Source organism: Psychrobacter sp. 1U1, assembly GCF_051847535.1.
Lineage (GTDB): Bacteria > Pseudomonadota > Gammaproteobacteria > Pseudomonadales > Moraxellaceae > Psychrobacter > Psychrobacter saeujeotis.
The window spans coordinates 128,687-147,412 of the sequence record NZ_JBPYDD010000001.1 but is presented as its reverse complement, the minus strand read 5'-3'; the positions used below and the strand labels follow the sequence as shown (position 1 = coordinate 147,412).

The window sequence follows — 18,726 nt, the reverse complement described above, 5'->3', positions numbered from 1 at the left end:
TCCTAGGTAAAAAGCAATCTAAAACAAGTAAAAATGAGGATAGAAAATAAACACGATAAAAATTTGCATACATGAATGATTAGTATGACTAGGTCATTAAGTATGGTGGTATTTTACTCATGGTTCAATAGTGAAAACGTGAAATATCATTATACTACGATGTTGATAATAGGTATTGGCCGTATCGGTATCGTTTTTATGGTAAAGCATCAAAACGTAGCGCTATCTCTAAAGTTTTGCGATCGTATGTGATTATCTTATCAATCTGTTGTCGGCTTAATGCCTCTGTAGTTACCTGAGATGTACTGTGACCAAGCCACTGCGTAGGATAGTTTATGCTGGTACTATATGCAAACGAATCAGCTGAGCACAGCAAGGGCCACATTTGCCAGAGGTGATGGTGAGTGTCTGCATTTAAGACCACACGTGCTTCAAATGCCCCATTTCGATGGGTAGTTTTCTGACTGGTCTTTGATATCGGTGTAGGTGGAATAAACGTTTGAGAATCTGCCTGTAATGACTGCTGTGGATTGTTAGCATCATATCGAATGACACGAATGGGCTGTTTGCTAGCAATCGCTATAGTACAATCCCAAACGCTACTATCATCGATATCACGCCAGCCTGTCATTGCTTGTAATGCCATATCTTTATTGTCTAGCTGCCATGTTTTGCCTTGCTCACAGCTTTGAGCGGTAATAGTAGTTGCTCGCGCAGATTGTTTTTGCTCTAAGTATAACTGCTGATAAGCGGCCCAGCGCTCATGGCGTCCTGCTTGCCAGTACTGATTAATAGGCATCCTTTGATTTAATTGTAAGACACTCATCGGTAGTAGCTCAGATTTTTTTATATTGCTTTTAATCTTGCTATTGTTTTGTTTAGAAGAAAGAGTGTCGGTCAATATCGGTACACTGGTTTGTATGACAACACCTTCTAACTGGTCAATCGATAACGTTCCCAGCTGTTGTGCTAAGTGAGCAGTTATATCATCTGCAGTCATTGTGCTTGGCATCGTCCTGTTACCATAAGGTCGGTGGTCTGCTAAAAATAGCCAGTAAACAGCGCCTGAAACTGGCGCTCTTTCATTATTATTTTTAACATGACTACTGTTATCTATGTGTTGACGTACTATAGGATACTGCAATACCGTCGCGCTCAAATACTGATCGCCAGTTGGTAGCACGTATAAGGTAGGAGCTGTTACCAAGGACTGCTGATTGGCATAAACCGTCATCACTAACAAGCTTAGAGGTGGTAACGCCAGCCCGCGACTGATAAGCCCGCGTGGTAGCAACCATGGCATCATAACCAGTAGCGCCATCAGCAATATAGCCATATTCACTGACGTATACAGCCATGCGTCTGATAACGCTGGTAATGAAGTCAGCCATGCTATCAGCTTATGCAGGCTTGCAACTATGATACTTACCAATGCCCAAATACTATCTGCTACAGTAGGTAACAAAAGATAGCAGAGCCCTGCTAACAGATTCAAAGGTACGATGACCCAACCGAATAAACCGATAGCAAATAGGTTGATGAACAGCCCCCACAGCGAGGCTTTGCCAAACAATAACAACGTAATAGGCAACAATGCGATAAATAACCAAAACTGCAATTTAAATACGCGTTTACCAGTTAGCCCTATTTGGGTCAGTAAAGTACTACTTATATGGTTGTTATCAGTAATGTCATGACGATGCTGCGCTAAAGCTACGTTATCTCGCTGATATGATGTGTCGTCATATTTTAATAATAATGCCACCGCGACAAACGATAGCCAGTAGCCTGCTTGCCATAATACATAAGGATCAAACCAAGCCATGAGTACTGCTATCGCAAGTAACACACGCATGGTACTAATAGGCAGTAGCGTTAATCGCACCAACCCTATTGCTAGTAGCATCCATGCGGTACGGGCAGCTGGTACATCAAATCCTGTAAATAACGCATAGATAAAAGCAACACCAATCATGACCCACCAACGTACCTGCCAGCGCGGTATATTACGATACAGCGCTGGCCACTGGTGGTTTACTAACCAAACTGCGGCACCTGCGAGTATGATGGCCAAAAACAAAACATGCGTGCCAGAAATGGCTAACAGATGCGAGATACCAGCCAACTGGTATAGATCCTTGGTCTCGTGATTGATTAAACTACGATCACCTGTCAGTAAACTTAACGTTACTGCTTTGGCTTGTTGCTCTGCTGTCGTTTGCTGCAGCCAATCTGCATAAAAATGCTGACGCAGCTGCCAACGCCACTGGTCAATATGAGTGCGCAAACTGTTAAGAAATGAGTCAAACGCGGCATTTGAAGCAAGCATTGTCGATGAGCTATCTAACACTCTGATAGGCTCGCCAGTCGCCATAATAGTAGCCATACCATCGATATGACGTCCCCGTAACCAGCGATAGCTGTCGAAACCTGTTGGATTGTTGAGTGTTTGTCCAGAGGTGACTAGAGGTACAAGCTTTAAAGTCATGAGCAACTGATCACCAGGCTGTAGACCATTAAGATCAATTGTTTGTGTGTTACTAGATGTTCGCTTAGGATAAGCACTGAGAAGCACACGATGCTCTAAGTTTTTGTCACCATTTATGTCTTTATTATACAAACCTTTACTACTTAGGCTATTATTAATATAGCTTAACGTTTGCGCTTGTAAATCCTGTGAAGTTAATTTGGACACCAACGGCTCAACTAATTGCAACGTTGCAACTTGTCGATAGCCACTATTTATTTCAGAATCATATACACTATCGCTAATGCCCTTGATGGTCACCCACGCACGTACCTGCATAGGCTCGGTGATTTTTGTCGTCTCTGCTTGCTGATAGGCAGACAATGCTTGCAGGGCACTTCCAAAAACCAGCACACTCGCTATGATCGTCATCAGTAGATAACGGATAAACTTAGAAGATATCGTATGATTTTGTGTTCGACGTTTATGGAGGGAGTAGTTGCTTATTGACGGCAACGCTGCACTGCGCTGGAGAAGAAAAAGGAAAATAATCGCTGTTACGATCAATGAGAGCCAAATAAGATCGCTTGCTATAGACAAATCAAATGCTAATAACCTATCTTGAGCAAAGTCTACCGTCCCTATTGATAATGTGCCTACCATCGCTATAATGATTGAGATGCCAATCGTCCAATACATCAGCACTCCTTGCATGACGGCTTATTAAATATATACTTAACCACTGACGATGTTCTATCCACAACCTTCTACATCATAGAAGAATAGATAAAGTCGAAAAGATAGCGATCAATCAACTTTTATTATACATCATTTGTTTGGTTGTTTATTAACTAACATTAGACGACTAAATACCGATGATAGCATTATTAACGGTATTACCCTATACTATTTATCATATCGCGATTGCCTTTATTGATAGCCACTCGTCCTATTTTTTATCAACACTTTATCTTTACTGACAATGTTTTATCAAAATTGTCGAATATCAAACGCTTATGCTCTACTGAGTGAACTGTAGATAACGATCAAAGGCAAACCTGTGCCCCAAAAACGTCTTAAAAACCTCCTACCTACGCCTGAAAAAATACTAGAGAGCCGCTCTTTAAAGCTGTTTGCGCCGCATTTGGCTGACCCTCGTTTATGGCAGTTTAATCGTCATAGTTTGAACAAAGCGGTTTATATTGGGGTACTTAGTGCGTTTTTCCCTTTGCCAGGACAGATGCTGTTGGCTTTGATTGGTGCGCTTATTTTTCGTGCTAACGTACCTATGGCGCTTGGCCTGACGTGGATTACCAACCCTCTTACTACCCTACCTATTTTTTATGCAGGTTATTACGTTGGTGCCCATATTATGGGTGAGCCAATGATTAGCTTACGAGTAATCGGAAGGATGATTGCTGATTTTAGCTTGTGGGTGCTTGCAAATGGTGCCAATCCATTCATTACTTACCGTGGTACAGTATCGTTGACGGCCTTTTGTTTAGGACTGGCGTTGTTGGCAGTAATTACTAGTATTATTTGTGGTTTAACCTTTAAAGCGATTTGGCGCTATAGAACAGTGACGAGCTGGCAAAAGCGTCAAAAAGAATCTTCAGATAAACCACCAAAGACGTAGTAGAACTCATCTGTATTAAGTGAGTTATACTTTTAAAAGTACTACCCTTCTTCTTGGTCTTTGTTTATAGCATCAACGACTTGATCAGTAAAACTGTTATCCATCACTAAAATCTCTATTACTTCTTTATTTTTAAGTAATGTATAACGCTTCCCTGTAGCGCTATCTTGAGCTTTTAGATCATAGTCAGCACCAGCAAGCGTAATAGCGTCAAAAGCAGGGGTCAGTAGCTCTATTTGAGTCTGTCGATCGATCGTCTCAAACAGCGTTGGGTCAATATAATCTTTTAGCGGATCATTGCCTTCTTCAGCGCTACCAAAAGCAGAAACTGGATCTTCATTTTCATCTTTATTATCAGTCATAATATGTATCCTCATAAACTTTGCCAGACTTTAAATCATATAAATATAATTTGCTATTGGTACAGGCCCAGCGGCTTAATACTCAGCCCAATGGCCATTTCGTAGCAATAATTGCCGATCAGCCAATGCAGCCAGATTACGATCATGTGTCACCATTAGTAGCGCTGTTTGCATCGTACTTTGTAATTCTGATAGCAAACCAAAGACAGATTGAGCATTGTCATAATCCAAGTTACCAGTCGGTTCATCCGCTAATATAAGCGATGGTTTAGTCACCAAAGCACGGGCAATAGCCACGCGTTGACGCTCACCCCCTGATAACTCTCCTGGTCTATGATTCAAACGATGACCCAAACCCACGTTTTCTAACAGTTCAATGGCTTGCAGACGCGCGTCTGTTGTAGAAACTTTTGGCCGCATTAACAAAGGCATGGCGACATTCTCTACTGCAGTGAATTCTGCCAATAGATGGTGAAACTGGTAGATAAATCCCAAATACTGATTGCGCATAGCACCGCGCTGTGTCTCATTCATATGATTTAAGCACTTACCATGCAACCATACTTCACCATCAGTCGGTGTATCTAAACCGCCTAATAAGTGCAGCAAAGTACTCTTACCTGACCCGCTTGTACCAACAATAGCGATGCGCTCGCCTGCATTGACAGATAAATCCAATCCAGTCAGCACTTGCGTATGTACTGCACCTTCATCATATACCTTACTAATGTTGCTTGCCTCTAAAATGGCCGCCATACCGCTTCCTTCACTCAAATTTTTGTCAATCAAACGCTGACACTTAAAAGTCTATAATTATATTTTTATATTGCTGCCGTATAACCGTCAATGTTACTACTCATAACGCAATGTTTGGGCAGGTTGAATTTTGGCTGCCCGGCGTGCAGGATAGATAGTGGCCAAAAAGCTCAAAATAAACGATGCGCCAGTGATTAGTACAACATCAACCAAGCGTAGCTGTGATGGTAAGTAGTTAATAAAGTAAGCATCGAACAGATTTAGACCAAAGCTTTGATTGATCCAACCTAAAATATCGCTAATACTTAAGGCAAAAATGACCCCAAGCACAGTACCAGCGACGGTACCAATGACCCCGATGACCACACCTTGCACCATAAATACTTGAGTAATCAGACGCGGAGAGGCACCAAAAGTCTTTAAAATCGCTATATCTGCTTTTTTGTCCGTGACGAGCATGACTAAGCTTGAGACAATATTAAAGGCGGCGACAAGGATAATTAAAAATAATAATAACCCGACCATCGCTTTTTCCATTTGAATCGCGCCGAATAGATTGCCATGAGTTTGTGTCCAATCATTAGGATACAATTGTTCTGGTGCAATTGCCGCTGCTTGTTGTGCGGCCATCGGTGCATTAAATAGATCATCGAGCTTCATGCGAATACCTTGCGCACCTTCAGGAAGACGCAATAATTTGGCGGCATCATTCATCGGAATAAATGCCATCAAGCTATCCACTTCTGGACTGATACTAAAAATACCTGTCAAGGTGAAACGCTTAAAGCGCGGTATAACACCAGCTGGTGATGGTGACGCTTCTGGTAGCACCAACGTAACCTTGTCGCCAATATTCAAACCAAGAGACTGCACCATCTCCTCGCCCAGTACAATGCTAAAGTCGCCACCTTTTAACGTATCAATACTGCCTTCAGTCATATGCTCATTAATGATCGAGACATTTTTTTCGTACTCAGGATCAACACCTGTGACCATAATACCGGCAACTTGCCCATTAGAAGTCAGCATACCTTGCAACTGAATGAATGGCGCAACTGCTGCAACTTCTGGGTCTTCTTTGATACGATCAGCAAGCTGCTTCCAATCGCCGATGACTTCAGGCGACGTCACAGTCGCTTGCGGCACCATTCCCAAAATACGGGTTTTTAACTCGCGATCAAAGCCGTTCATCACTGATAGCACGGTAATCAATACCGCTACTCCAAGGGTTAGACCAATCATTGAGATGAGCGATATAAACGAGATAAAGCGATTACTACGCTCTGCTCGGGTATACCGTAAACCAATAAATAATGCTAAAGGACGAAACATATTCAAACTCTTTATCTTATCTAGGTGAGCAACTGTCAGATAAGCACACTAACGCAAGCTAACAAGCTTGCCGCGCTTAACAAGCAACTGAGCCAGTACTGGTCATGGTTATATGAATATGCGACAAACATATACATAAGGTTTTAGACGTCCCAATCATGGCTACCAAAAAAGTGGATAGTTTGACACAATTTTTCTAACATGTGCCAGTCATTAGTGAAAACTGCTAGTCTTTTTTAGCAAAATATAGGGCTTTATTATTATTTTTCTTAGAAGGGCTTGCTATTAGTTGTGTCTATACCTATATATTATATGCTAAGGACAATTGTCATTAACCCATCATTGTTGTTTGTTGACCCATTAATGCTGCGCAAACATAGCACAATATTGAGCTTATATATAATATATTGCTTAGGTATTGGCTTACTGTGTTAGTAACAAATAAAAGCTTTTTGCGCTATTTGGCGTCCAAACTCCATGGCAGACTTAAGTTTGAGTATTTTCATGACCATTAATTATCAATATAAAAACGTACAATCTCCGACCAAAATTACTTTAACAGACAAGCAAACGGCAGGGCACGCTGATCATTGGCGTATTTTGACTGATGATATGAGTCGTGATGTGCCAGAGTGGCTACAAAAAATGATTGAACAAGCGACCATGCCCAAGGGCCTTAATGCTAATGCGAGTGCCCAAGACGCTTGTCTGCTACTGTCTGAGGATCAGCCTTGCCATATCAATCAAGTACTTGCCATGAAAGATGGCAAACCTGAATGCTTTATTAACGCCTATCCATGCGTCAATGGCCCTTATGGTCTGACTTGTACGATTGAGCGTATGATTGTCAGTGACAGCTCACATGATGCAGTGTTACGCCTGCGTAGTGTTGATGGCAGTATTATTTATGCTTTTGATCAGCTCTATACAGCCAATCGCCACTTATATCAACAAAGCACGCCTTATTTTGTGAATTTTAGCGCTTGGGCACACGAAATCTCGATCAGCGATCAAGAGGAAGTCATTATGGTCGAGGATCAAGAAGCGATTCGCTATCATCGCGCTTTTAACGATATCGTTGCAGCCAATGATGGACAAGTGCCAGAAGACATTCAAGAACAGATTAAAGGTTGGCAACCAGAAACCAAAGAACAGATGGCGCCAGTAGAGATTAACTTGGGTCACATGTGTGCTTATCTATTTGGCGATACACTCGGCCAAGAAGACGAAGCATGGTGTCAGGGGCAAGTTATTGGCAAACAAGAAACGACGTTCAATGACAAGCCCATTATTTTGTTCGATGTGGTTATCTTGCGTGAGCAAGATGCAGACCCATTTGTTGTGCGTATCGGCGCTCTGAGTACGGCAAGCACAAAGGCCATCAAAGTAAATAACTATGTTCAAGCAAACATTTGGCTACAAGCAGCGATTTATAAAGAAAACCAAGACTCTAAAAACACAAAAGTACAAATACAGACTCAAGCCAGCTGATATCTTTATAATGGTCTAAACAGACATACTGTCTAAAACCGACACCTAGTACAAACAAAAGCCTCTAATTAAAATTAGAGGCTTTTTGTTTAAAGGCTTTTACTTACAGACTTTTTATCTAAGGCTAAAGAGTAACATCATTTACCTGACACCGTTTGACCAGTGCTTTAAGCCATAGTAGTCATGGACTTAATCTTTTTAAATAGCTCTTTTTGTTCTGTACTTGGACGGGCAGTTTGTAATGCCATCAACTGTGACATATCTCCTTCGACACGAATCTTACCCCCCATAAAAGCACCCATAATCTCATTCATGTCAAAATCTGTGATGATAGATTGTAAAGTATCACGATCAAGTAGCAGCGTAGTAGTAGCATTATCATTTAAACCTTGATGAAGTAAGCCGTCTGAAAAACTGGCTTCAATATCTTGCTCAGCATCAGAAACTTTTAAATTGATAACCATGTCTGCCAATGCTGGTGGTAAATTCAACTCACCAGCTTCATTCCCTAACTGCGCTACCTGCTCAAACCATGCATCCGTCAAAAAAACTGCCATATTATTATCCTGTTTACGTTAAAAAATTACGATTAATGTCATTGCTAATATTGCTGCGTGTCATTATGGCGTGATTTTATAATAAGTAAAACCCAAAAATATGAGATTTTTCTGAATTGTAACAAATGCTAGCATGGTTAGGTTTGTTTAAGACCGTCGCTGATCAACATAATTTAGTGCTTCACACTCAGTTTTAGCTTCTATGAAGCTTATAAGAAAAATCCTTATGTTTTGTATTGATATATTAAGGTTTTTTGTTATGATGAGCGCCGATGACTTTGAATAACTACATGTCATATAAAAGTTGTTGCTTTAAATAAGCCAAAACAGTTACATAAGATAAAACGTTGATAAACTTCAAAAAATGTTCTTAACATATCTACTTTATAAGCGTATCATAAGTTAAATCATATGGTTAGCGGCAGATAAGTTAATAGTATTAATAAAGATGTATGATGAAATTTAACACTATTGAACAATAGGGTAACTAGGTTAGTTACTCTTTACTTTCAGATTAGAGCTACATCTATTTTTATCATAAATATAACGTTTTACAACCCTTTTACTTAGCCATAAGTAAAGGTTGTTAGCCGTATGGTTTACCAAAGAGTTTGTATTTTGACGCATAGTTCTGATGATATTTTATTAAGATTGCGTTACAATACCTTAAACAGAATCAGGAATTTTAACTAAATATTACGTCAATATGTTTTTGTCAGCCGCCGCTCGCATACCTCTATCATTCACGCTTTGTAAAATAGATGTTTAATGCCTAAAGTCGGTTTGTTTTTGCATTAACTGTAACGATATATTAATTGCCTTAGTCTCGCTGAATAGTAGTCGTAAGCCTTGTTTCTTTTGTGCCATCATTACTAATCAATCCCCTGCGAAAAGTTTAATAAAGTAGTTAATAAACCCTTACGGTAATAGGTGAGTCGGACAATATCATGTGTCACGTTCATTATGTTTTATCATATACGTAACGTGGAGCGTTAGTTAGTTCTATTGATAATTCGGGCTGTAAAGGAATCATCCAATGAGTTTACAAAACACAGCAGTCGCCCCAGTTGACCGTGAATACGAAATTACTATCGTAAGGTTTTTTACGATTATGGCCGTTGCATGGGGCATCGTCGGCATGAGTCTTGGTGTGTTCATTGCTTCACAGTTGGCATGGCCAGCACTTAACTTTGACATTCCATGGCTGACCTTTAGTCGTTTAAGACCGCTACATACCAATGCGGTTATTTTTGCGTTTGGTGGCTCTGCCCTGTTCGCAACCTCTTACTATGTCGTTCAACGTACTTGTAAGACAAGACTATTTGCCCCCTATCTGGCTTGGTTTACCTTTTGGGGTTGGCAAGCGGTGATTGTATCCGCTGTAATCACCCTCCCTTTAGGTTTGACCTCTACTAAAGAGTATGCAGAGCTTGAGTGGCCAATTGATATTTTGATTGCTTTGGTATGGATCTCTTATGCCATTGTCTTTTTTGGCACCCTTATCAAACGTAAAACGTCACATATTTATGTGGCTAACTGGTTTTTTGGTGCTTTTATTATTACGATTGCTCTACTGCACATCGTAAATAGCATGGCCATTCCTGTTAGTGCATTTAAGTCTTACTCGTTATTTGGCGGTGCAACTGATGCGATGGTGCAATGGTGGTACGGACATAACGCGGTAGGTTTTTACTTGACAGCTGCCTTTCTTGGAATGATGTATTATTTCGTTCCGGTACAGATTGGTCGTCCGATTTATTCGTATCGTTTGTCTATCGTTCACTTCTGGGCGTTAATTGCTTCATATATGTGGGCTGGTGGTCACCATTTGCATTATTCAGCGCTTCCAGATTGGACGCAGTCTTTAGCAATGGTATTCTCAATCATCCTATTTGCACCTTCTTGGGGCGGTATGATTAATGGTGTGCTTACGCTATCAGGTAGTTGGGACAAACTGCGTACGGATCCGATTATTCGCTTTATGATTGTGGCACTGTCATTTTATGCAATGTCGACGTTTGAAGGTCCGATGATGTCGATTAAGACAGTCAACGCCTTATCGCATAACACTGACTGGACGGTCGGTCACGTACACTCAGGAGCACTTGGCTGGGTGGGTATGATTACTATCGGTTCATTATATGTATTGTTACCACGTATTTATAACAAACCAAAAATGTACTCAATCAGTTTAATCACTACGCATTTTTGGCTTGCGACTGCAGGGACAATTTTCTATATCGTATCGATGTGGATCTCGGGCATCGGTCAAGGCATGATGTGGCTTGCAACTAACCCTGACGGTACTTTGGTATATAGTTTCGTTGATACGGTTGAGTTTTCACATTTCCCGTATATTGGTCGTGCTTTTGGTGGCTTCTTATATGTATCAGGTATGTTTGTTATGGCATATAACTGCTATAAAACGCTCAAGATGCCAGAAGGTAAGCCTGTAGATGTCGCAGATCCAACGGATCATGAACCTAGTGTCGAAAAACCATCGACAGCTAACGTATAAGGAGCGATCATGGCTGGTACACCGCATGAAATTATTGAAAAAAATACAGGCTTGTTGGTCATCGGTATCGTTATTGCTATTAGCTTTGCAACGCTAGTTGAAATCGTACCACTAATTTATGATAACAAAGGTCCTGAGGATGGTGGGGTCAACGCTCCTCTTCCTGCTATGGAACCATGGACTGCATTAGAATTTGAAGGTCGTGACATCTATATTCGTGAAGGTTGTCATGTTTGTCATACGCAAATGGTTCGCCCGTTACGTGCAGAAGTTGAACGTTATGGACCCTATTCACGTGCTGCTGAGTCTACGTGGGATCATCCCTTCTTATGGGGTTCAAAGCGTACTGGACCTGATTTGGCTCGTGTTGGTGAACGCTACTCTGATGACTGGCAAAAGCAGCATTTAATCAATCCGCGTTCGTTGGTACCTGAATCTGTCATGCCAGGTTTCCCATGGCTTGCAACTAATGAAGTTAATGGTGATAACGTTCAAACTAAGATGCGTCTATTCCGTGATCGTTTTGGCGTACCTTACACTGAAGAAGACATTGAAGGTGCTCCTGATGCGGTACTGGGTGCCACAGAGCTTGATGCTTTAGTCGCCTACTTACAGCAATTGGGTACAGCGATGGAAGGACAGCGCTAATGAGTATTGGTGAACTACAGACCATTGCAACGGTTGCCGCCTTTATCGCTTTTTTGGGCGTTGCATGGTGGGCGTATTCGCCAAAAAACAAAAAACGCTTCGAAGAAGATGCACAACTTGCGCTTGATGATGAGGACAAAGAATCCTCATCTGACCAGCCGCGCAATAAGGATGAATGATGACATTTTTTTGGAGTTCTTGGATCACTATACTGAGCTTTGCGTGTTGGTTAGGTATTCTCGCAGTTTTACTAATGGTACTAAAGTATAAGCCAGAAGTAGAAGAGGACGGCACTACAGGACATGAGTATGATGGTATTCGAGAATACGACAAACCGCTACCCAAATGGTGGCTAGTAATATTTTTTGGTTCTATTGTATGGGCGGTCGCTTATTGGATATTTTTTCCAGCGATGTTCCCAAAACACTGGGACGGTATTGCAACAGTAGAAGTTGATGGCGAGACTGTACCATGGACTTCTCACAATGAGTTAAATAGTGAACTTGAAAGCAACAATAAAGTATTTACCGATAACTTTGAAAAAAGTATTCTGGTAAAAGCTGATGCCACTGATGCCGCTCAGACTTTAAGTGAGCTATCAGAGTTACAGAATACTTTGAAACGTAGTGACAACCCACCAGCGGATTTGCAATCTAAGATTGATGAAAAAATTACTGATCTTGCGCCTGCAATCGAAAAACTGGCACAAAACCCTAACGCACTAAAAGTAGGTAGCCGTTTGTTCCTGCAAAACTGTGCAGTGTGTCATGGGTCAAACGCTAAGGGTGCAACAGGTTATCCTAACTTGACGGATAATGACTGGTTATATGGTGGTGATGCGGCAAACCTACTCACCACGCTACACAAAGGCCGGGTTGGTGGTATGCCAGCATGGCGTGATCAGATTGGTGAAGAAGGCGTTCGCGCAGCTTCTGAGTATGTTCTATCATTATCTGATAACAACGGTCATAAGGACAACGGTGAGCTGGATAAAACTTTAGTCGCCCAAGGCGAGTCTATCTATGATGCGAACTGTGCTTTATGTCACGGTAAAGATGGCAAAGGTATGATTTCAACTGGTGCGCCTAATTTGACTGATAACATTTGGCTGTATGGCGGTGAGCGTGAAACTGTTCGCGATACCCTACGCTATGGCCGTGCAGGCGTCATGCCTGAATGGGAAACCAAATTGGGTAATGAGCGTATTATGCTTGTAGTATCTTATGTTTATTCATTATCAGACAGATCAGCAGCTACCAAGAACGGCGCTAATGTGACAGCTGCGGCTTCTATGCCAAAAGCGACCAATAGTGTTCCAGCAGTCAGCAGCAATTAAGTTCTTAATTATCTAGTCTGATTAGTAATGAGCGTTAACAAAGGAGAGCTGTTATGACGGCTCTCCTTTTTTAAGTTTAAACATTCATAATAAAAATATTTTATATTTGTATAATGATTGTTTTTTGAGCCTATCGCCTCATTTATACTAAGGTAAATGGTAAAACAGTCAGTATTTAAACCCGTTATTTACAATCAATCATTTGGTAGTTGGGCAGTTTTTTTATGCCATGTTTATGCTTTAACTACTTACTGACATTGATAACAATGCTAAGCTTTGCATCACTTTATGTATGTTACCCATGCCAGCGAACTGATTCTTTTTTTTAAAGAGGCAAGTTTATGTCAGCACCACAACCTAATAAAATCCCAGTACAACAAATAGATCTTGATGCGACAAAGCATCGTATACATCCTCGATTCGTCACAGGTTTTTATCAAAATATTCGTGTCATCAGTATGTATGCGTTTTTAGCGTTATTTTTAATTTTACCTTGGTTGCGTTACAACGGTAGGCAAGCAATATGGTTTGATGTGCCCTCACAGCACTATTATATATTCGGAATGACGTTTTTGACGCAAGATTTTTATTTTATTGCCGCGTTTGCTCTTATTGCCGCTTTTACGCTGTTTATGGTCACCGTTTATGCTGGTCGAGTATGGTGTGGTTATGCTTGTCCACAAACCATCTGGACGCATCTGTTCCAATATGTTGAGAAGTTGGTGATTGGCGATCGTAACAAGCGTATTAAGTTTGACAAAACGCCGATGAGTGCGAGCAAAGCATTTAAAAAGTTTTTGATTTATTTTATTTGGTTTGTGTTTTCGATGATTACTGCCACGACTTTTGTCAGTTATGTATCAGGAACAGAAGCGCTGTATAACAGCTGGCAGATGATAGGGTTCATCCCTTTTCCTGATTGGCCAACCTGGGTTTGGGTTTCGATATTTATTTTCGCTTTTTCGACTTATGCTAACGCCGGTTATATGCGTGAGCAGATGTGCATTCAAATCTGCCCCTATGGTCGTTTCCAAAGTGTCATGTTCGATAAAGACACTCTCATCGTATCTTACGACTATGAACGCGGTGAACCTCGCGGCGCACGAAAAAAAGGTACCAATCCAGACCATTTAGGCGACTGTATCGAATGTCAAATGTGTGTGCAGGTATGCCCTACTGGTATCGATATTCGAGACGGCCTACAAGTTGCTTGTATTCAATGTGCAGCGTGTGTCGATGCCTGTAATGAAATCATGGACAAAGTTGGCTATCCACGCGGACTTATAAGGTATACAACTGAGAGACAATTGGCTGAAAATGAGCCTAGCCGTGTCTTACGCCCGCGTTTGTTTGCTTACTTGACACTATTAACTGTGTTATGTGGGGGTCTTATCTATGCATTAACTGATCGCGTGCCATTAGAAATTGACATTCGCCGTGACCGTAACCAGCTGTCTTCTCTAACTAACCAAGGTATGATTGAAAACAGCTATATTGTGAAGCTAACCAACAAAACCCAAGAGCCTCACGCTTACAAAATATCGCTCGCACCGCAAGATGGTCTTAGCTTAGTGCTGCGTTTTAACGACGTGCCATTAGAAGCTGGCGAAAGCTTCGATATGCCTGTGAGCATTTATGGTGACCCTGATATTATTGAGTCTGGTCAAACGCCTGTTACTTTAAACGTGGTAAGTGAGGACGGTCAGTATAAAGTCAGTAAACAAAACATTTTTACGACTCAAGGCCAGTAAATACTTGAAATATAAGGTATAATCTATGATTGAGTGTCTGTATATTAGAGACTCAATCTAGGTAATAGCATATTGATCGGTTCATACATCTAATAGGTATTCTATGTCTACACCAAATTCTTCGCCAAGTTTTAAGCATCAAGATAGCCAACCATGGTATAAAAATTATATGGTGGTTATCTTTGTTATTGGTATGCCCGCTTTTGTGGTTATCGCTTGTCTTTGGTTTGTCTACTACTCTTATCAGATTCGTGACAGTGTGGTACGTGACGATTGGTATATGGACGGCAAAACGCTGTATCACGATGTATCACGCGATAAGCTGACATACGATTTAGACTTGAGTGGCAAAATGCAATTTAACTCAAATGGAGATATTACTTTTTATCTTGATTATCCACAGCAGAGCTTACAAACAGGCAAACTGTTAAATGGTAAACCACTTACCTATCCTGATACGTTAGAGCTTTCGATTTCACATGCAACAGATGTCAAAAAAGATCGAGACGTGGTGCTAGAGCATCAAGAAGGGAATAGATACAGTGCCAAAGTGGATATTGATTCAGTAAAAGCCAAATACTATTTGCAAGTGAGCAATGATGGTAAAGACGACTGGCGTATGCAAGACGTTGCAAAATTGCCTCGTCCAGAAGTCAGTTTTGATCCACTGCAAGTGTTTGCCAAAAGTTAAACCTTTTTGGACATAGTTTTCAAAATAACTCGTTTAAAACCATAAAAAACCAGCTTATTAAAAGCTGGTTTTTTTATGTACTAACCAATTTTACTTAGTTAAATAAGCAGCTAAAGAAGTGGATTAATCGTAGGGATTTTCTGTGTGGCACGGCTACTTTCTTTTCTGTTATCCAAAGCTGCTGACTGTTTATAATTATTATCAAACTTTGCATTAAAAGTCTGAGTCTTTGGCGCGACAGGCAGACCAATCTCAGCAAGACTGTCGGTCTGCCCTGCTTGGATATTATCCCCTTCAAATAGACGCTCATGGTTATCACGCTCTAAGCTTAGCTGTTCAAAATCAAATAATTCACGATCAGCTAATTGCGATGGCGCAACATTTTGCATGGCTTTAAATATCGAGGCCAGACGCTGCGGGTGCGCATCATCCCAATCGCGCAGCATATCGTTGATGATGGCACGCTGCAAGTTGGTTTGGCTGCCGCATAGATTGCATGGAATAATAGGAAATGCTTTTAAGCGGGCATACTCAATGATGTCTTTTTCTTCGACATAAGCCAATGGACGAATAAGCATATTTTGCTTGTCATCGCTCAGCAGCTTTGGCGGCATTGATTTGAGTGCACCACCATGAAACAGATTCAAAAAGAAGGTTGCTAACATATCATCGCGATGATGACCGAGGGCTATTTTGGTTGCACCGATTTGCTTAGCAAAACCATATAAAGAGCCTCGGCGCAGACGTGAACAGGCTGAGCAATAGGTCTTCCCTTCTGGCACGACGCTTTTGACAATACTATAAGTGTCTTTTTCTAAAATATAATGTGCAATACCTTGCTCATTCAAATAAGCAGGCAGGATATCCTCTGGGTAACCAGGCTGCTTTTGATCAAGGTTGACTGCGACAATATCAAAGCTGATCGGGGCAATACGCTTCAATAGCAGTAAGATATCTAACAGCGTATAGCTATCTTTACCGCCCGAAACGCATACCATTACGACATCACCATCCTCGATCATGTTGAAGTCACGAATGGCCCACGAAACCTGCCTGCGTAGCTTTTTTTGTAATTTGCGAAATAATGCAGACTCTGTAAGAGTTTGTTCGTCAGCTAAATCTTTAGAAGCAGATTCTGTAGCGATGTCATCAGCGTCATCAGCGTCATCAGCGTCATCATACTCCACACTATAAGCATCAGTTTCTAAAGTATGGCTATCTAGATGTGCTTTAGTAGACATCTTGTCAGACTCAAGCGTATTTTTTGGCGTGAATAAGGTCGCTACGGTCATAGATTACTCAGTATCTTTACAAAGGTGATTTGGCGATAAAGCAATTGATAGTAGAACAAGGTTTAATGACGTGTTACTACTAATGCACTAAAAGCAGCAGCGATTATAACAAAAAATGCTAACAGTTTGAAAAGATGAGATTAAATTGCAGGGTTTAAAGTCATAAAATTCAATACCCTTGTTATCCATATAGGTCTTATAACTTCTATGGTTATGTAATAGTAGCCATATTTTTGTTAAAATGGCTGTTTTTCGCTTTTCAATAATAGACACTACTATGACTGACATTACCTCGCAATCTGACTTTTTCAGCTCAGTATCCAAAACTCCTGCACATACGCTTCAACAAGATCAAAATGCTGTCGTCTTACTATCAGGTGGGCTTGATTCGGTCACTTGTTTGTACTGGGCAAAGGCTCGCTATGCTTGCGTCACCGCGGTAAGCTTCAATTATGGTCAGCGCCATAATAGTGAACTTGTTGCAGCAAAAGCGATTGCTAAAACTGCGGCAGTGAATCACCGCATTATTGATATTGATATTGCCCAGCTTGGTGGTTCATCATTAACCGATCACAGTATGACGGTGCCTGATGGGGATGCGGATAAATTCCCTGATAAAAAGCACGATAAGATTGATAACGATGCCATTCCAAATACCTATGTACCTGCGCGTAACACCATATTCTTGTCTTATGCGTTGGCAGTTGCCGAAGTAACGGCTGCCAATCATATCGTTATTGGTGTCAGCTCAGTAGATTATTCTGGGTATCCTGACTGCCGTCCCGAGTACATCGCCGCTTTTGAACACATGGCAAACCTTGCGACCAAAGCTGGCGTTACAGGTCATCATTTAAGCATTCAAACACCTTTGCAAAGATTGTCTAAAGCACAAACCATTGAGCTTGGACTTACGCTTGGTGTTGAGTACGGACAGACCATTTCTTGTTATCAAGCAGATGAAGATGGGCTTGCTTGCGGTGTTTGTGACAGCTGTGCGCTACGTCGTCAAGGATTTGTTCAAGCTGGCGTTGCTGATCCTACGCATTACCAAGCACAGTACCAACGTCCTGAGTAAATTCAAACATTTGAGTTTGCTTGTGTATTTAAGTTTATGCTTGAATGTCTTCATCTAAACACTGCTTTATGCTCAAAGCACAGACCATAAACGTGACAAACATAAGCGTAACATTTGATTGCATCAACACAGCAAGTACACAGTGTTCATTGATAGCTATAATTGTTATGGTATGAATCCTTATACCCCTACTAGATATCGTTTACAAATAACAGCATAGCCGATAGATGAAAAGCTTTTTAACAATATCTGGCTATCAACAGTATTATCCATTTAGCGTTTGTTTTATCGGCGCTGTGTTTATTTATAAGAGAGTGTATATGAAGCTATTAAAAGTACTACCCCTAGCATTAATCGGTCTGGTCGCTATGCCGCAAGCAAATGCTACTGATATCAAGCAAAACAATATTAATCAGTGCGTTACTGGTGCGGTCAAATATAAAGTCGCTGACAAGAGTACTGCCACTAAACTGTGTAACTGTACCATCGATGTGCGCAGTAAAATGACGATTGGTCAGATGTGGGAAATTGAAAGCTACGCAAAAGATAAAAAAGACCCATCAGGCCTACCTTACGTAAAAACAATGCAAAAAGATTTGCAGCAGTGCACTAAAGGTTTGGACTTAAAACAACCACAAAAGCCTGCTTAAGTTATTTTTTAAATACGTGTATTAAGAGGACTGGCAATCGTCAGTCTTTTTTTTGCTAGTAAATAAACAATATACAAAATTTATCAATCGCTGTTATTAGTTTAACTATAATGAGTCAACTGACATCGACTATATTTTGGATTCAATAAGATAAGGAAGTTAAT

Annotated in this window: 16 protein-coding genes; 10 read left to right on the top strand and 6 right to left on the bottom strand. The window is 40.9% G+C overall.

All coding sequences use genetic code 11. The annotated features are described in order from the left end of the window. Positions 1 to 196 precede the first annotated feature (196 nt). Positions 197 to 3,166 carry a ComEC/Rec2 family competence protein gene (locus ACS8FB_RS00645; RefSeq protein WP_439260547.1) on the bottom strand — a complete coding sequence of 990 codons (2,970 nt, stop codon included), beginning with the start codon at positions 3,164 to 3,166 and terminating at the stop codon, positions 197 to 199. Between the two features lie 361 nt (positions 3,167 to 3,527). Here ACS8FB_RS00645 and ACS8FB_RS00640 point away from each other — a divergent pair, with 361 nt between their 5' ends. Then, positions 3,528 to 4,103, top strand: a complete 576-nt coding sequence (locus tag ACS8FB_RS00640; RefSeq protein ID WP_439260546.1) for a DUF2062 domain-containing protein — start codon at positions 3,528 to 3,530, stop codon at positions 4,101 to 4,103. Positions 4,104 to 4,144: 41 nt separating this feature from the next. On the opposite strand, the gene ACS8FB_RS00635 is transcribed toward ACS8FB_RS00640, so the two are convergent. The 3 genes from ACS8FB_RS00635 to ACS8FB_RS00625 all read right to left on the bottom strand — a co-directional run bounded on the left by ACS8FB_RS00635 (position 4,145) and on the right by ACS8FB_RS00625 (position 6,553). After that, positions 4,145 to 4,465 carry a hypothetical protein gene (locus tag ACS8FB_RS00635; RefSeq protein WP_439260544.1) on the bottom strand — a complete coding sequence of 107 codons (321 nt, stop codon included), beginning with the start codon at positions 4,463 to 4,465 and terminating at the stop codon, positions 4,145 to 4,147. A 75-nt stretch (positions 4,466 to 4,540) separates the two neighbouring features. Then, on the bottom strand, positions 4,541 to 5,221 hold the full coding sequence (lolD, locus tag ACS8FB_RS00630) for a lipoprotein-releasing ABC transporter ATP-binding protein LolD (protein ID WP_439260543.1): 681 nt from the start codon (positions 5,219 to 5,221) through the stop codon (positions 4,541 to 4,543). A gap of 96 nt (positions 5,222 to 5,317) precedes the next feature. Further along, positions 5,318 to 6,553: a lipoprotein-releasing ABC transporter permease subunit gene (locus tag ACS8FB_RS00625; RefSeq protein ID WP_439260541.1), complete on the bottom strand. Its 1,236-nt coding sequence runs from the start codon at positions 6,551 to 6,553 to the stop codon at positions 5,318 to 5,320. A gap of 504 nt (positions 6,554 to 7,057) precedes the next feature. Between ACS8FB_RS00625 and ACS8FB_RS00620 the strand changes: the two genes are divergently transcribed. Further along, on the top strand, positions 7,058 to 8,044 hold the full coding sequence (locus ACS8FB_RS00620) for a hypothetical protein (protein WP_439260824.1): 987 nt from the start codon (positions 7,058 to 7,060) through the stop codon (positions 8,042 to 8,044). Between the two features lie 167 nt (positions 8,045 to 8,211). Here the strand turns inward: ACS8FB_RS00620 and ACS8FB_RS00615 are convergent, their stop codons facing one another. Then, positions 8,212 to 8,601 carry an SCP2 sterol-binding domain-containing protein gene (locus ACS8FB_RS00615; RefSeq protein WP_299216718.1) on the bottom strand — a complete coding sequence of 130 codons (390 nt, stop codon included), beginning with the start codon at positions 8,599 to 8,601 and terminating at the stop codon, positions 8,212 to 8,214. Positions 8,602 to 9,637: 1,036 nt separating this feature from the next. On the opposite strand from ACS8FB_RS00615, the gene ccoN reads away from it, so the two are divergent. The 6 genes from ccoN to ACS8FB_RS00585 all read left to right on the top strand — a co-directional run bounded on the left by ccoN (position 9,638) and on the right by ACS8FB_RS00585 (position 15,545). Beyond that, on the top strand, positions 9,638 to 11,119 hold the full coding sequence (gene ccoN / locus ACS8FB_RS00610; protein ID WP_299216721.1) for a cytochrome-c oxidase, cbb3-type subunit I: 1,482 nt from the start codon (positions 9,638 to 9,640) through the stop codon (positions 11,117 to 11,119). Between the two features lie 9 nt (positions 11,120 to 11,128). Beyond that, positions 11,129 to 11,767 (top strand): cytochrome-c oxidase, cbb3-type subunit II, encoded by a 639-nt coding sequence (gene ccoO, locus ACS8FB_RS00605; protein WP_299216723.1) that lies wholly within the window; start codon positions 11,129 to 11,131, stop codon positions 11,765 to 11,767. Beyond that, the gene (locus ACS8FB_RS00600; RefSeq protein ID WP_299216726.1) at positions 11,767 to 11,946 is read left to right on the top strand and encodes a cbb3-type cytochrome oxidase subunit 3; all 180 of its coding nucleotides are present in this window, start codon (positions 11,767 to 11,769) and stop codon (positions 11,944 to 11,946) included. Before ccoO ends, ACS8FB_RS00600 begins: the two co-directional genes overlap by 1 nt. Further along, positions 11,946 to 13,103, top strand: coding sequence for a cytochrome-c oxidase, cbb3-type subunit III (gene ccoP / locus ACS8FB_RS00595; RefSeq protein WP_439260823.1), 1,158 nt, complete (start codon positions 11,946 to 11,948; stop codon positions 13,101 to 13,103). The genes ACS8FB_RS00600 and ccoP overlap by 1 nt, the downstream gene beginning before the upstream one ends. Before the next feature lie 341 nt (positions 13,104 to 13,444). Next, entirely contained in the window at positions 13,445 to 14,854 is a 1,410-nt protein-coding gene (gene ccoG / locus ACS8FB_RS00590; protein ID WP_439260539.1) for a cytochrome c oxidase accessory protein CcoG, read from the top strand. A 103-nt stretch (positions 14,855 to 14,957) separates the two neighbouring features. Beyond that, complete coding sequence (locus tag ACS8FB_RS00585) at positions 14,958 to 15,545, top strand: FixH family protein (RefSeq protein WP_439260537.1); 588 nt, start codon at positions 14,958 to 14,960, stop codon at positions 15,543 to 15,545. A gap of 110 nt (positions 15,546 to 15,655) precedes the next feature. On the opposite strand, the gene ttcA is transcribed toward ACS8FB_RS00585, so the two are convergent. Further along, a complete protein-coding gene (gene ttcA, locus ACS8FB_RS00580; RefSeq protein ID WP_439260822.1) occupies positions 15,656 to 16,786 on the bottom strand; it encodes a tRNA 2-thiocytidine(32) synthetase TtcA in 1,131 nt (376 codons plus the stop codon). Positions 16,787 to 17,114: 328 nt separating this feature from the next. On the opposite strand from ttcA, the gene queC reads away from it, so the two are divergent. Next, entirely contained in the window at positions 17,115 to 17,912 is a 798-nt protein-coding gene (queC, locus tag ACS8FB_RS00575; RefSeq protein WP_439260536.1) for a 7-cyano-7-deazaguanine synthase QueC, read from the top strand. Positions 17,913 to 18,232: 320 nt separating this feature from the next. Continuing rightward, entirely contained in the window at positions 18,233 to 18,562 is a 330-nt protein-coding gene (locus ACS8FB_RS00570) for a hypothetical protein (RefSeq protein WP_299216741.1), read from the top strand. Positions 18,563 to 18,726 lie beyond the last annotated feature (164 nt).

Coding starts and splice junctions, on each gene's coding strand:
- ACS8FB_RS00645 (WP_439260547.1), bottom strand. CDS start 3,166: ATGTATTGGACGATTGGCATCTCAATCATTATAGCGATGGTAGGCACA.
- ACS8FB_RS00635 (WP_439260544.1), bottom strand. CDS start 4,465: ATGACTGATAATAAAGATGAAAATGAAGATCCAGTTTCTGCTTTTGGT.
- lolD (WP_439260543.1), bottom strand. CDS start 5,221: ATGGCGGCCATTTTAGAGGCAAGCAACATTAGTAAGGTATATGATGAA.
- ACS8FB_RS00625 (WP_439260541.1), bottom strand. CDS start 6,553: ATGTTTCGTCCTTTAGCATTATTTATTGGTTTACGGTATACCCGAGCA.
- ACS8FB_RS00620 (WP_439260824.1), top strand. CDS start 7,058: ATGACCATTAATTATCAATATAAAAACGTACAATCTCCGACCAAAATT.
- ACS8FB_RS00615 (WP_299216718.1), bottom strand. CDS start 8,601: ATGGCAGTTTTTTTGACGGATGCATGGTTTGAGCAGGTAGCGCAGTTA.
- ccoN (WP_299216721.1), top strand. CDS start 9,638: ATGAGTTTACAAAACACAGCAGTCGCCCCAGTTGACCGTGAATACGAA.
- ccoO (WP_299216723.1), top strand. CDS start 11,129: ATGGCTGGTACACCGCATGAAATTATTGAAAAAAATACAGGCTTGTTG.
- ACS8FB_RS00600 (WP_299216726.1), top strand. CDS start 11,767: ATGAGTATTGGTGAACTACAGACCATTGCAACGGTTGCCGCCTTTATC.
- ccoP (WP_439260823.1), top strand. CDS start 11,946: ATGACATTTTTTTGGAGTTCTTGGATCACTATACTGAGCTTTGCGTGT.
- ccoG (WP_439260539.1), top strand. CDS start 13,445: ATGTCAGCACCACAACCTAATAAAATCCCAGTACAACAAATAGATCTT.
- ACS8FB_RS00585 (WP_439260537.1), top strand. CDS start 14,958: ATGTCTACACCAAATTCTTCGCCAAGTTTTAAGCATCAAGATAGCCAA.
- ttcA (WP_439260822.1), bottom strand. CDS start 16,786: ATGTCTACTAAAGCACATCTAGATAGCCATACTTTAGAAACTGATGCT.
- queC (WP_439260536.1), top strand. CDS start 17,115: ATGACTGACATTACCTCGCAATCTGACTTTTTCAGCTCAGTATCCAAA.
- ACS8FB_RS00570 (WP_299216741.1), top strand. CDS start 18,233: ATGAAGCTATTAAAAGTACTACCCCTAGCATTAATCGGTCTGGTCGCT.